At 42.7% G+C, this 14,798-nt stretch carries 8 protein-coding genes and 1 rRNA gene; 2 read left to right on the top strand and 7 right to left on the bottom strand.

Annotation, left to right across the window (positions count from 1 at the left end):
• The first annotated feature begins 52 nt into the window (after positions 1–52).
• Positions 53–169 (top strand): 5S ribosomal RNA (gene rrf, locus H6G28_RS28125).
• Between the two features lie 204 nt (positions 170–373).
• Here the strand turns inward: rrf and H6G28_RS28120 are convergent.
• From H6G28_RS28120 to H6G28_RS28095, 6 genes are all read right to left on the bottom strand, one after another.
• Positions 374–571 (bottom strand): hypothetical protein, encoded by a 198-nt coding sequence (locus H6G28_RS28120; RefSeq protein WP_242054668.1) that lies wholly within the window; start codon positions 569–571, stop codon positions 374–376.
• A gap of 408 nt (positions 572–979) precedes the next feature.
• Positions 980–6,112, bottom strand: a complete 5,133-nt coding sequence (locus H6G28_RS28115; protein ID WP_190675909.1) for a hybrid sensor histidine kinase/response regulator — start codon at positions 6,110–6,112, stop codon at positions 980–982.
• A gap of 104 nt (positions 6,113–6,216) precedes the next feature.
• Positions 6,217–9,123: a methyl-accepting chemotaxis protein gene (locus tag H6G28_RS28110; RefSeq protein ID WP_190675907.1), complete on the bottom strand. Its 2,907-nt coding sequence runs from the start codon at positions 9,121–9,123 to the stop codon at positions 6,217–6,219.
• 16 nt (positions 9,124–9,139) lie between these two features.
• On the bottom strand, positions 9,140–9,670 hold the full coding sequence (locus tag H6G28_RS28105) for a chemotaxis protein CheW (RefSeq protein WP_190593042.1): 531 nt from the start codon (positions 9,668–9,670) through the stop codon (positions 9,140–9,142).
• Between the two features lie 13 nt (positions 9,671–9,683).
• The gene (locus H6G28_RS28100; protein WP_062297988.1) at positions 9,684–10,049 is read right to left on the bottom strand and encodes a response regulator transcription factor; all 366 of its coding nucleotides are present in this window, start codon (positions 10,047–10,049) and stop codon (positions 9,684–9,686) included.
• Between the two features lie 183 nt (positions 10,050–10,232).
• Positions 10,233–11,441, bottom strand: coding sequence for a response regulator (locus tag H6G28_RS28095; RefSeq protein WP_190593041.1), 1,209 nt, complete (start codon positions 11,439–11,441; stop codon positions 10,233–10,235).
• Between the two features lie 404 nt (positions 11,442–11,845).
• Between H6G28_RS28095 and hmpF the strand changes: the two genes are divergently transcribed.
• A complete protein-coding gene (gene hmpF, locus H6G28_RS28090) occupies positions 11,846–13,603 on the top strand; it encodes a pilus motility taxis protein HmpF (protein ID WP_190593040.1) in 1,758 nt (585 codons plus the stop codon).
• A 31-nt stretch (positions 13,604–13,634) separates the two neighbouring features.
• On the opposite strand, the gene H6G28_RS28085 is transcribed toward hmpF, so the two are convergent.
• Entirely contained in the window at positions 13,635–14,612 is a 978-nt protein-coding gene (locus H6G28_RS28085; protein WP_190593039.1) for an NAD-dependent epimerase/dehydratase family protein, read from the bottom strand.
• Between the last annotated feature and the right edge of the window lie 186 nt (positions 14,613–14,798).

Here is a 14,798-nt window from a genome sequence, read left to right as displayed (position 1 = left end):
AATTAGTGACAGTTGTTTGATAACTGATAACTGCTCACTGTTCACTGTCTTTCCTGGTGCCTATGGCGCGGTGGAACCACACTGATACATCCCGAACTCAGAGGTGAAACGCTGCTGCGGCTACGATAGTTGGAGGGTCGCCTCCTGCCACAATTGCTCGGCGCCAGGTCTCTTTTTCTTCAAAAAAGCACCCTTTCTTAAGAAAGGGTGCTTTTTTGTTTATGAATCTATAAGCTAAACGATCGCCATTTTCATAACTACACTTTAATAGGGGTCTCGGCTTTTTGTCGCAGTCCAGTTGCAATCATCCACTTGCCATTGGAAGGTGCTAGGGTAACGCCGCGACGTATTGGTTTAACGCTAGAGTCGTCTACTAAGGTCTGCTATCTTGTAATGCTTCGTAGATGCTTGACCACTTACGTCTAAATGCTGGTGATAGCGATAAATCAGCCAAACTGTAAGCGTTTCGCGTCAGCAATATTGCATCCATCAGTTCAAACGTTGCATCATGCGCTCTTCCTAAATAACTGTACGCTGCTTGACGAAATTCCTCTAATTTGGCACGTTTCATATTGGCAGATGAGAATTGGTGGTTCTTTTCTCAGATTCTGCTAATAGGGGGCCTGTGTTCAAGCACACCCTCTATTTTTTTCTTTGACTGCCTGCCATTTATACCATTTCACTTTAAAAATGATACAGATATGAAAGCATCGCCTCGACTTCGCTCGGCAACCGGAAGCCGAGTTGCCGAGGAAGTGATTTGTATCAGTAATTTCGTGAATTGGTATTAGTCTAAACTCCAGTAAATATCTCTGCATAAGAATGATAATTGGAGGTAAGGGGAAGGAGGCGAGAGTCGTTCGCCTCCTTCCCACCCTAGTATTTGATTATCATTTTCATTGAGTGAGCAAGTAGGATTTGCTGTAGTCAAATGTCTGATGATGCTGTATTAATCTCATCTCAAACTTCTTTAGCACCCTCAACCGTTACTACTCACCAATTTCTCTCCCTTCAACATCCTGACAGCAGCTTCGAGTAGGGCTTCTTCGAGATAAGGCTTAGTGAAGTAACCACTAGCACCCAGTTGAATTGCCATTTGTCTGTGTTTATCAGCACCGCGTGAGGTCAGCATAGCGATAGGTAAGTAATTCAGGCTGGAATCTTTTTGAATGCGTGATAGTAACTCCAGTCCGTCGCAACGGGGCATTTCAATATCACAGAATACAATATCGCAAGGTAGTCCAGAGCGCAGTTTATCCCAAGCTTCTTGACCATCACGGGCTTGTTCAACGCGATAGCCTGCTTTATTGAAGGTCAAAGATAACAATTCTCGAACTGTAATTGAGTCATCAACAATGAGTACAGTTGGATCAATTTTCTCAGCCGGAGCTTCTGTAACGCTGGGTGGAACTTTTTGCTGCCAAGAAGTACCGCCAGCATTTTTAGATATGCGTCCTTGGAAGATGTCGATAATTTCCAACACGTCAGCAATTGGCATAATTCGACCATCACCGAGAACGGTAGCACCTGCTACACCGATGGGTTTTGGTGCTGGCCCTTCAAATTGCTTAATTACAATTTCTTGTTCACTGAGTACCAAGTCAATTTGTAAAGCAATTAATGTATTACCCGATCGCACCACCACTACCGACACTGTATCATCATCCCTTGTACCGCCGTAAACATTACCGCGACTCAACTGGCGATTAAAAGATAACAGTTCTTTTAACGGACGGAAGGGTAAGACTGTATCTCGCCAAGAAATAAATGCTTGGCCATCAGCATTATGTTGAATATTTTTGGCCGGGATATCTAAAGTATCTTCTACACCATCCATTGGGAAGGCAATTCGCGCTTTATCAGATACGCAACACAGGGCTTTACAAATACTTAAGGTGAGTGGTAGACGAATCGTGAATGTTGTACCTTTGCCAATGGCGGAATCTGTATTCACTGTCCCGCGAATTTCACTAATCTCGGAACGCACCACATCCATCCCTACGCCACGTCCCGAAATTTCATCGGCTTTATCTTTGATACTAAAGCCCGGTTGGAACAGCAAATCATACACTTCCATCCGCGAGATGCTTTTTGCTTGTTCTTTGGTAATCATCCCGACTCTGACAGCCTTAGCTTTGACTTTTTCTGAGTCGATACCTGCACCGTCATCACCCACAGAAATTACAGTTTGGTTTCCTTGGTGGAAGGCGCGAATGGTAATTTCACCCACTGGTGGTTTACCCGCAGCTTGACGTTCTTCGGGAGTTTCGATTCCATGCGCGATCGCATTATTCAACATGTGGGTGAGGGGATCGGTGAGATGATCTAAAATCATCTTGTCAATTAAAGTATCACCACCTTCAATCACCAACTCTATTTGTTTGCCGCATTTAATGGCGTTATCTCTTACACCACGCCGCAAACGGTCAACCGCCTGGGAAAATGGCACCATACGGGCGCGGGTTAAACCTTCTTGCAATTGCGTTGTGACTTGGCGGAATTGTCTGGCGACACGTTCAGTTTCTTCGGTTACAAAGTCGATGTCACTCGCCGACTCCCGCACTCGTACAATCAATTCAATCATTTCCTGAGATAATGTGTGGAACGGCGTAAACCGATCCATTTCTAATTCGCTGAAACCTCGGTCAGTATCATGTTCTGAAGATTGGATTTGAGTTTCTCGTTTGTTGCGGCTGGCTAGGAGAGAAGCTTCTAGGAGCGATCGCTCATATAATTCTTGCATTCTCGCGCCCACATCCGACAACTGCTGCACTTGAATTAACAAGTTATCTAGTGACTGTCGCAACCGTTCATGATCCTGTTCTAAGGTGTTGCGATTCACCACCAATTCTCCAACTAAATTACTCATGTCATCCAGTTGTTTAACTGGCACTTTCATTGTTTCTTCAAATCTGCGTCGTCCTCCTCCCGAACGGGGCGCTTTACCTGTGTTGGGTTTAATTTGTGATGTGTGGGCTATGGTGTTATCTGCTTCCGCCAGGAGTTTTTCTAAATCACTAAATTCATCGTCTAATTTTGGTGGAGCTGGTGTTGCGTTAGCAGAATTATGATTAGTTGTGGCAGGAAATTCTTGAATATTAGTGTGATGAATTTCTGGTGCAGGAGGTTGAGGGGTTTGCTTGTTGCCACCTAATAACGCTTCTAAAGCGGCAAAATCATCAGAGGCGATCGCTGCATCATGACTCGGTAATTCTTCACCTAATAATGCTTCTAAATCCGCGAAGTCATCTTCTGCGGCTGATTCCTGATTTGTATTTTCTGGAGTGGCAATACTTTCTGCTGCTAATGGTTCAATAGTTGGTGTATCGGCTACAGTTTCAATAATTTCTAATAATAATTCTGGTGACTCTGTTGTTTCTCTTAATACATCAACAGCGACTGTCTCATTAATATTTTCATAAACTTCTAGCTTTAATCCTGTCTCCCCATTACTGGCAGATGGCATTTCATTGCTGGAAAATAAATCAAAATTATCGTTAACTGTTGGTTCTGTTGTCTCTGGTTGATTATTATCGGTTACGAATAAATCATCGAGTAAATTGTCAAAACTTGGCAGTTGGGAAAATTCAATAATTTCTGTTTCTGCTAGTAATCTGTCTAAATCTGGTTCTAATTCACTAATATCTGTAGCTAATAAATCATCTAATAAATTCAATTCTGTATCTTGATTAACCACTGGTTCTTGGGAAGATACTTCAGCAGGTTCCCCAAGACTCATATCGCCAAACAAATCAAAATCGGGACTATCGGAACTATCTAACTGAATATAAGTGCCATGAATTTTTACTGCTAAATCATCTAAAGTAATTGCTTCATTCTCTGCCGTTGTTTCTAGATCATCAAAAAGATTTAATTCTAATTCGCCAAAACTTTGAGCATCAACCACATCTGATTCTGGGGATTTTTCGGTAAATTCAGGTTTGACATCCAACGCCTCTGGTTCTTGGGCAAAGTTGCGAATTTCTGACGATGAGCCAGAGAGATCGCTCACAACAGGCGGCTTGATATTACCAAATAAATCATCCTCTTGGTCAACATCAAAATCTAATTCTGACTGGAGAAAAGTTAGTTCAAACTCATCTCGGTAATCGGTAATATTTGCCGAACTCGTATCTGAAAAATCAACAAAAATTTCCCCAGAAGCCGCCGCCGCAAATAAACTTTCTTCTAACGCCTTAGCAACATCTACTTCTAAACCATCTTCAAATTCTGAAGTTGTGTCTACTTCTGTGGGGGAATTCCAGAAGTTATGCAAATCATCTTCTGTCTGGGATAAATTTGTTGTGGCAGATGGACTCTCAAATAAATCCCCAATGCCTAATTCTGATGTGGGGATGAGGGTATTTTCTGCCCCTTCTGTAAATAAACCATCTAAAGATAAAGCATTTGGTTCGGAATTGGATAACTCAATTTCTGGATGATCAGTATTTATTTCGGCATTTTCCAGGAATAATTCATCTAAAATGTCTTGCTGGGTCGCCGATAACTCACTATTTGGATGCGTTGGATTTGCTGGTTGAGTAACTTCGCTCGTAGTTGAGTGTTGCGGCTCATCTCCAGTCAATGCTAATAATTCATCGACATCTGAATTACTAACGCTACTAAAATCTGGCTGAGTTTCTGGTGCTGTGGTTGGTACTGACGGTTCTTTTTCTAAGAAATGATCGCCAAATAACAATCCCAGGTCTTCACTCGTGTCGAGATTATTGCTTGATGAGTCCCCAGAGCCATGATCTAAAGACAGAAAATCAGCTAAATCACTATCATGATCTGCTGTGGGGTTTTCAGTAATATCTATTTCTAAATCACTGATAGGATGAATCTCCAGAATTTCTTCTTGTTGCCAAGTTTCATCTAATTCTGGTGTCTCTCCTTCAAATAAATCCGCCAAAGTATTTAATTCTGCTAGTCCCACCTCTGGGCCGTGATGATCAATTCGCGCCACAGTCAATGATTCATCTTCGCCCTCACTAAACAGCAAATTAGCCCCATTCTCATCAGGAGGATTAATCGCTGCTTGGTCTGGATTCAGCTGTTCATTCAAATCTGTCAAGCTGATAACACTATCTGCTGGTTGGACACTGGCAATCAGTGAAACTTCCTCAGCAGTCGTGGTACTGATAATTGGAGTTTCTGTCTCGACTGGCGCTGCATTGTCCAATAAATCAAAGTCTAAAGAGAAAGACTCCAGTTCAGGAAAACTCAGCAGTGCTTCTAACTGCTGAGTAATCTTAATTTCAGAATCTCTACCTTGGAGAACTAATTCCTGAGCTTGTTTAATCTCAGTAATCACAATTTTGGCTAAAGTCAGATAAGTATTTTCACTATTACAAATTGCATTAGCCGCCGCTTGACATAAACTAGACCAGTTAGGCAGATTCCATCTTTGTCCGAGTTTTTCTAACTGGCTACAGCACTGCTGAAGATTTTGCCGTGATTCTGATGTTGCTTGTTGCTTAAACAGTTGCAACATTTGTCGGAGAGATTGCAGCACCTGGTTTTGAAATTCGCTCCAAGTATTTTCCGGTACGGGTAATACTGGTGCGGAAATTTGGGTTTCTTCTGTCGCTGCGGAAATATCCTCGCGCCGGAAAATCTCGGTCAGCGTACTGATAGTTTCGATATGGGCAGCTTGGATGATAGTATGACCATCTTCGGCTGCACCGCCTTTTTGTACCAACAAATCTAAATGTTCATTTAGCCATTTAAATACAGGTTCAGCTTCCGACATTAAATTATTGGCTGCTTCTTCGGAGAGTCCGTAAGGGCCACTCAAATGTTCTAATAAAGCTTTCAGAGTATCAGCTACACCCAAAAACAAAGACTCTAACTTTTCATCAACCCGCACCGGATGTTCTTTGAGAACTTTAAAGCAATCTTCTAGACGGTGAGATGTATGCTGGATACTGGTTAAACCCAGCATCGCTGCGCCGCCTTTTATAGAATGGGCTGCCCGAAAAACTTCATTGATCATTTCCGGGTCGTTCAAGGTACTTTGCAGATTTAGCAACCCCTGTTCAATGGTGTTCAGGTGGTCTCGCGCTTCTTCGATAAAGTAACCTAAAATCCTCTGTTGTTGTTCCGGCAGCATAATTAAAGTTCTGAGTGCTGAGTGCTAAGTGCTGAGTCTGATGTTTTTGTCTTTTGTCCTTTGTCCTTTGTCTTTGTTAATGACTAATGACTAATGACTAATGACTACTTCGATTCCAATGTGTCCACGCGGAAACGCTCAACAGAAGCGATTAAGTCACGGGACACACCCACTAGGTTTTGGAGTGCGCCAGAAACTCGTTGTGCTTCTTGGGAGGTTTCTTGGGCTGTGAGTTCTACTGATTGCATAACTTGAGCGACAGCACGGGAGGTTTCTGTTTGTTCTACGGTGTCGCTGGTAATTGAGCGCACAAGAATATCAATGCGGTTTGCTACTTGAATAATATTTTCGAGCGATCGCTTGGCTTCTTCTGCCAGTTTTGTGCCTTTAATTACCTGTTGTGTGCCTTCTTCCATCGCGGTCATTACTGAGCCGGTTTCACTTTGGATTTGCATCACAATCTGTTCAATTTCTTTCAAAGATTTTGCCGATTTATCTGCCAACTGGCGGACTTCATCAGCCACAATTGCAAATCCTCTTCCCGCTTCACCCGCCCTGGCTGCCTCAATACTGGCGTTGAGTGCCAGTAAGTTGGTACGGGAAGCAATTTGGGAAATTAACGCCACAATCTTAGAAATTTCTTGGGAAGATTCGGCTAAACGTTTTACTTTCCGGGTGGTTTCCGCTACAGTTTCCCGAATTTCTAAAATCCCCGCCACGGTGTTTTCTACCGCTTCTCCACCTTTGAGCGCAATGCTACTAGCATCACGGGCAACGGCTTCAGCTTCTCGCGCCGCTTCTGCCACCCGTTGAATTGAGTCAGTCATCACCTGCACAGAATTTAAGGTGACAGCTAACTCTTCGGCTTGGCGCAAAGCATCACTCGATAAAGCACGGGCAAAGGTTTCGGAATTAGTCGCACCTTTGGTTACTTCCCGCGCCGCAACTTTTACCTGTTGGACGATATCGCGCAAGTTTTGAATTGTTAGGTTAAAGGCATCCGCCACGGCACCAAGTACGTCTGCTGTCACCTCTGCCTGCACTGTCAAGTCACCTCTGGCTGCCCCTTCTACATCGTCCAGCAACCGAATTACTTGCCGTTGGAGGTTTTCTTTGGCTTCTTCTTGTTCATCAGCTTTGCGTTGGGCTTCATTGGTGGTAGTAAAAATTACCCGCGCCATTTCATTAAAGCCAGTAGCTAATAAACCTAATTCATCTTCGGAATATACGGAGGCTTGGACATTGAGATTGCCTTGGCGGACGGCATCAAACTGAGTTTGTAAATCCTTGGTGGTACGGCGAATTTGCTTGAGGGTGAGATTGCTCATAAAAGCAGCCGTGGCAAACCCCGAAATCCCAGCCGCCAGGGACATCGCCCAGCCTGTGTTACGAATGGATGCTCGCTGTTGAGGTTCGGAAAAAGAAGTCGCCCCAAAGCTGACCACAGCCACCACCATTGCTGAGAAAATTCCCACAGTTCCAGCTACTAAAAAAGGCTTCATATCCAAAGAAGCATTTTCTAGGGGAGCTAACCAGCCTTGCTCTACACTGGCTACTGGCTCTAATTTTGACACATCTGTTTGCGTAAATATCGGGACAGCTTCTTGCGACCCTGTAATGGTGAATAGTTCTTCATCGCGATCGCTACTACCATTATTCGGGATCGGTTCATTCGCCTTACTACGGGGACTGCTGTTGGTTTCCAATGGCCCAGAAAGTACCACATCTCCAAAGCTCATATCCGAGTCTGCTAAGTCAAATCCTGGAATATTACCCAAGTCGTCAAATTCATCAAAATCATCTAAAAACTCGATATTACTTTTAGAATTTTCACTACTGAGGGTACTGTTAGTATCCCCAGTGGTTCTAAATTCATCTGAGCCAAAGGCAGATTCAAAGGCTTCAAAATCAAAATTATCATCACCCTCAAACGAGTTGGTGTCTAAAGTTGTGCCAGCTTTTAAAGGAGGATTTTGCAAAGAAAAATCGTCGTTAACAGATGAGTTGGTATTGGTCGAATTTTCCGGAAATTCGATTTTTTCTAACCAATTACTTGGTTGGGGGGCAAAAACATTATCTTGATTGGTTTTTATGTCCACATCCGGGATATCTTCTGGCGATTTTGGTAAAGTTGCATCCAGAATACCCATTTTCGTGTCTAAACTTGCCATGCTTGGCTGAGAAGAATTTTCTGGGGAAACAACATCCTCAGCAGTATCTAAAATCTCACTTGTGAGTAAATTATCTGGCACAAACGGCGAATCAACACTGTTGCTATCAAAGGGTGAACTGGCTGAAGTGCCATTTGTCCCACTATCAAAGGGGTTATTAACAATGCCGGAATCATCTAAACTGATGACAGATATGTCTTCTTGCCAAAAAGCGGGTAAATCTAAGGCAATCTCTTCTTCTGGGCTGTGGTTGAGTTCGGCACTCTGGTCATCTAGACTGACGGCAAAAGGATCATCGATCACAGCAGGTGACTCTTCCACCGTTTTGTGCATGACAATGCTGTCTGTGGGAATATCAAATGGGTTCGACGATGATGGAGGTTCTGCCAAACTATCGAAATTCAAACTTTGGCTGTCTAAATTAGCAAATGCGCCTAAGTCTTGTAAGTCTGATGTATCCATATCTGAATCTGAGGGATCACCAATCCCTGTCATCCCAGTCAGACTAATTGACTCCAGTGACTCATCAATCTCACTCGGAATAGCTTGTTCTTCCAGTGGTTGTAAATATTGATTGATATTCTCTAGACCATTTTTGGCAAAACTAATGATTTCGGGATCATCAGTCAACTTTAATACTTTTTGATACTCGGCTTTAGCAACATCGTACTGCTGCAAAACATAGTAGACGTGACCCCTCAATAAGTGGCAGTTAGGGTCATCTGGTACATTTTGTACTACCTGATCAACCAAGGTAGCAGCGAATTCATAGTCTTGTTCCGCATAGGCTGTACAAGCCTGCTGATATGTTTCTAGATAATCATCTATTGTTGCTGCCATTTGCTCCCTCCCAATATCATCCTGCCCACCTTGCACTCCGCACAATTGCCGTTTGATCAAGTAATCTTAGAAACTGGTTGCTTTTAGCACCTAATGACCACTCGCCACGTAAAAAGGGAGCCATCGTATCTGGTAGATTTGTTGGTGGCATCAGATGTTGTACATCTAGCCAATCCATACCGCCGACTTCATCGACTGCTAAACCGACTATTGTTTCCTGCTCCTCAATAGCAATTACTGGAATTTCTGCTCTATCAGTATTTAGCGCAGTACCTTCGCCCAGAAATTGACCCAAATCTGCCACCCAAATTACTCGACCTCGTAAATTTAGAGTACCCAAAAGTAAAGGAGAAGCATTAGGAATTGGGGTAATTCTATCAGGGCTTAATTCTAAGACTTCTCGAATACCAGTCGCTGGTAGGGCAAACTCCTGATGCGAGGGAATATAAAAACGCAAATGTAACTCACCTTCAGGACTTTCTACTTGTAATTCTGGGCGGAAGTGGTCTTGACCAGTGCCACCTAAAAAGTCCGGTTTGCTCACCATATAATTTTCATCCTTATCCTCGCAGGAGTTGTTTGACTGTTCCTACCAACTCTGTTGGTTGAAACGGTTTGGCGATATAAGCATCCGCCCCCTGTTTCATTCCCCAGTAGCGGTCAAATTCTTCGCCTTTAGAAGAACACATAACTACAGGGACATTTTGGGTTTTTGGGTCAGATTTTAACCGCCGACACACTTCGTAGCCGTTCATCCGTGGCATGACAATATCCAATACCACCAAGTCTGGCGGAGCGGTTTGAATGGCCTCCAACGCTTCTACTCCGTCACTGGCATAAGTAACTGTTAAACCAGTGGCTTTCAGGAGGTCAATAATCATCTCCCTCTGTGCGAGACTGTCTTCCACAATCAGAACTGTACTCATAAATGTTTATCTACCTCCTGATGTAGACGTTCCTTTTTGGAACATTCCCTGACTCCCCGTTAAAATTACTTGTATAAATTTATGCTATTATTTCACTAATTGACTAGATAATAATTTGGCATGGGGTTAGTTGATTCTGTGATAACATTTTTTACCCCATCTTTTATGGAATCAACAAGTCTTCTATTTCTTTGGTGTTCCCATAAAAGACTTGTAATTAACATATTTCTCCATAAGCATAAGTAATTCTGAATCATCAAATGGTTTTGTGAGATAGTCTGTCGCTCCCACCATTCTGGCTCTGACGCGATCGATAAAGCCATCTTTGCCGGTGAGCATAATAATTGGTACTAAGCGAAATGCTGTCGAATGACGCAGCATACTGCAAATCTCGTAACCATCAAGTTCTGGCATAGCGATGTCACATAAAATTAAATCTGGTCGGAGTTGAAATACTAGTCCCAGGGCTTCTAAGGGCTGAGTTAGGGCGATCGCTTCATAACCATGTAACTTTAAAATTGACTCCACAGCCTCACAAATCGTCGTTGTATCATCAATGCAAACAATCCTCGGACGATGGTTTTCTTCCCCTGACTCTGGTATCGATGTCTGGAAATGATTTGTCGCCGCATCCACTAGTTGTAACCAACCTTGCTGCACATAAGGATATATCGCCTTCGCAATTGTCAATAAATCTCGATTCAGGTAACGCGCCAGTTGTCGCAGCGATGTTTTGCCATCCGCCCAATGCTGTAGTTTATTCACTGTTGCTTCTGGTAGGGAGGAGCGTAATTCTACAGTATCAACTAATACTGGTAATTGCTCCGGGGATTGAATTTGTGGGTATAGGCGCTTCCATTCCTGGACTTGTTTGGTAATTCTGGCGACCAAGGGCGCAATTTCTAAACTTGTGAGTTGTGGTGCGAGGGCTGCCCCTTGACGAAAAATAAAATTACCTTGGTGTAAACTCAACAAATCAAACAGAGTTTCTTGTACGAGGCGCTGAATAATACTGTGAGCTATCTTGGGGCTAATTATATTTCGCTCTAATAATGTCCATAAATATCCATACTCTGGGACATTTTGGGTGGCTAGTGATGTATTGTGCTTTTGATCTAGTCCTGTCTCAACTCGGTAATGGCGTAAATAATCGTCAATCCGCGATAAATTACTATCGCCCGCTTGACAATAGATAATTTGACCATTGAGAAAAAAGACAAACCATGATTGTTTTCTGGGATTTTTGCTATGGCGATGTCTGATTGTCTCATCTAGGTTGAGATGATCTTGCTTGTGAAAGCCAGCTTCCACTAAAAGTTGCCCAGTTCGCTGGCCTAACTCAATCAATTGCAAAATACTGCGAATATCAATTTCATTCAAATTTCCCTGCATTTAGCGCCACGCAACTCCTTGTTATCTTCTTGACTTAAGTTTGCCCAGCAATTTTTGCTAGATTTCTCATAAGTAAAGTAAATTATTACTCACCAACATTCGCCATCTTATTTCTCCAACAACTAATGTCTATCAGGAGATACATTTAGCCATAAACCGTAAATTTTCGTAATACTGCTTGATAAACTTAGTAATCACACGGAAGTCATGATTACTATCACCAGTACAAAATATAAAGGCGTGACTCAATCGCTTTGATGAAATCTGAGGATGTGAATTTTCACGTCTATCAATAGTCTTGTCTATATTTTTTCCTACACCACGGTGAAATTAAGACAAACTTACATAAGCATTTTAGGTATATATAAAAACACGGACATTAAGTACGCAAAAGGACGAACGGTGTGCTGTATTTAGCAGAAGTACAAAAGCAGAAGGGCGGCTTACTTAGTGGTGGTTCTAAAACCGAACTAAAACTGCTAGCTTGTCAGCGAACCGACCAGAATTGGAGTACTGTGTCGGAAGAGGTGATTACCGCAGAAGAAGCCAGCAAATTAAACGATGGTGCATTAGTGCTAGTCGAACTGAATCCGAATCGCCAAGTGCAAAGGATTCAAGAAGCGGGACGGCCATTGGTCAATATATTGCAAAATTTTTCGCGGCAGCTAGAAAAATTTAAACTCAAGGAAGATGAGATTGATCAGTGGAAGCAGTCGCTAACATTTCAGGCGCAGGAAATGAATCGCCGCGAAATGGAAATGGAAGCACGCTTAGAACAGTTGCAACAACTGGAAGATGACTGTCAACGTCTAGATGAGCAGAAACAGGAAATTGACTCATCCCGTGAGGAAATTGAAAAGTTACAAGCGGAAATTGAGCGAAACCGCCAAGAATTAGAAGGTGCTTGGGAGCATCTACGCGGTGAACAGCGTCGCTTAGAAGAACGACAAGCCGAGTTCAAACAAGGTAATGTTTTAGATGAAGAACAAAGTCGGGTGATGAGTGATTTATTGAATCGCTTATCTAGCCGATTTGCTCCGACAGAAACTGTCAGAGAACATCTGCATTTAGCGTTTGAATTAATTGAACAGCAGCAAGCAACTTTAAATCCCCATTGGGAAAAGTTAGAACAGCAAAAAACATTAGCTAACCAACAGCAAGAAGAAGTTGAGCGTCTGGCACAAACTGTCAGCGATCGCCAAAACGAATGGCAACAAGCACATAATTCTTTAGAACAGCAAACGGCTCAATTAAAAATTAACTTAGCTACCATTACCAGTAAGCAAGAATATGCTCGGATAGTCAAAGAGCAGTTGCAATCTCAAGACGATTTATATCAAAAAATTAATTCTCTATCTGCTAGTTCTGGTGATATTTCTGGCAATAAAATTGATATAGAAGCATTAGAAAAAATGCCGTTAGATGAACTACAAAAAATAGTTCAAGATTTAGCGAAAAAATTAGAAATTGACTCTAGCTTTGTCCAAGAACAAGAACAAGAACTGCAATATAAACAAGCAGATATTACTGAATTAGAAAATAAACTCACTCAAGCTTCTGACCAGGATCATATCAATTTAGAAATGGAACTGGCAGATGAAAAAGACCATTATCAAATGCTCAATAAAACTTTAGAAGGTCAACGCCGGAGTTTATTGCAGCGTGATAAGGCTTTGAAGCAACATCAAAATGTATTACTCCGCCGCCAAGGACAACCAGTCCCCAACGTCGAAGAAGAAAACACAATTGATTTTGCGCCAATTTTGTTGCAAATTGATGGCCAGCGACAACAACAATCCCAGGTATTACAACAACTGGAACAAGAAATTGAGCAGATGCGGTCTGCAATTGAGCTTGACCAAGGGATGATTGATAACCAAAATCATGACTTGTCCCAAAAACAACAAGAAATCAAAAATCTCGAAGCTAATTTACAATCTTTGCGAACAGCAGTGGCTGAATCCTGGGCGCGAGTGAATTTATATCAAGAAGCCTTACGACCAATTCAAGATTCTTTGGATGGTTTGCGCCAAAAACTGCAAGGAATTAATGATTCATTGGCGCAAGTCCAAGAAGTAAGTGATTATCAACTGCAAACCATTAGTGAAATGCGTCAGACTTTGCAAAATATGACATCTCAGCCGGAATTAATCGCGTCTTGAGAAGTCTGAAGTGTGAAGGCTGAAATAATAACTAATGTGAATGATAGAGGTCTGCAAGTTCTGCTAATCCAGAATCACGAGTCACAATCGGAGTGTAACCGAGTTCTTCTTGTGCTTTACGATCTGTAAAGGTCAATTCCTGCCCAATCAGCCGAACCATTGTACGAGTAATCGGCGGAATACCTTTACGCCTCGTTATTCTCCAAATCGCTTCCATGAATCCAGCGATATTCCATGCAACCCATCTCGGAATGCTTAAGCTCCCCGGTTTGACTCCAGCAATTTGTAGCAATGTTGTGATCCATCTGCGAAACTGTACGACATCGCCATCGCTTAGGAAGTAAGCTTGTCCACCGGGACTCCGTTCTGCTGCTAGAATTGCCCCATAACAGACATTCATCACATGAGTTGTCATATATGAATAGTTGCCCTGATCAATCCAAATGAATTGTCCAGTTTTTACTGCCGTTACGAGTTGAGGCAGTACGTGATCCCCATTACCCCAAATCCACGACGGACGCACTACGGCGGTTCTGAATCCAGGTCGGTTTGCTGCAATAACTCTTTGTTCTGCAAGGCTTTTAGTGGCAATGTATGGAGAAAATTTAGGTTGCTGAAGTGGATAAGATTCATCAATCTCAGATAAAGACTGATGATCGAACACGGAAGCCGCAGCACCAATTTGAACAAAGCAAGAAACATTTGCTGCTTGTGCGGCAGCCAATGTACACTCAGTCCCAATAACATTGGTTTCGTAGAAGGCTTGATATTTCCCCCAAATGCTTAAGAAACCTGCAATATGGAACACAATGTCACAACCTTGCATTCCTAGAGTCATGGCTTGTTCGTCCAGCAAATCGCCGCGAACTGCCTTAGCACCCAATTGAGTTACTTGCTTGGCAGCTTGTTCGGATCGAGCTAAAGCAATAACCTCCTCTTGGCGATCGCGCAACATCTGAATCATACAGCGACCGACAAACCCAGAACCACCTGTGACAAAAACTTTCATAGTATTTCGTTGCCTCTCAAACACCGAAGAAAAAAGTGCCAGAGCGTTCAATATGGTTTCGTCTCTAGCTTAAACTTGGGAGTATATTTATTACTACTAGGACTTACGCAAAAACCCTCTCGAATCCTCTTAACTTCGTGTCCTACCCTGCGGGAAGCCGCTACCGCGTCTATGCGCCCTTTGTGG

This window comes from Nostoc sp. FACHB-190, from assembly GCF_014696905.1.
Lineage (GTDB): Bacteria > Cyanobacteriota > Cyanobacteriia > Cyanobacteriales > Nostocaceae > Nostoc_B.
Note: the sequence above shows the minus strand (reverse complement) of the source record. Positions and strands in the feature narration are given on the sequence as shown.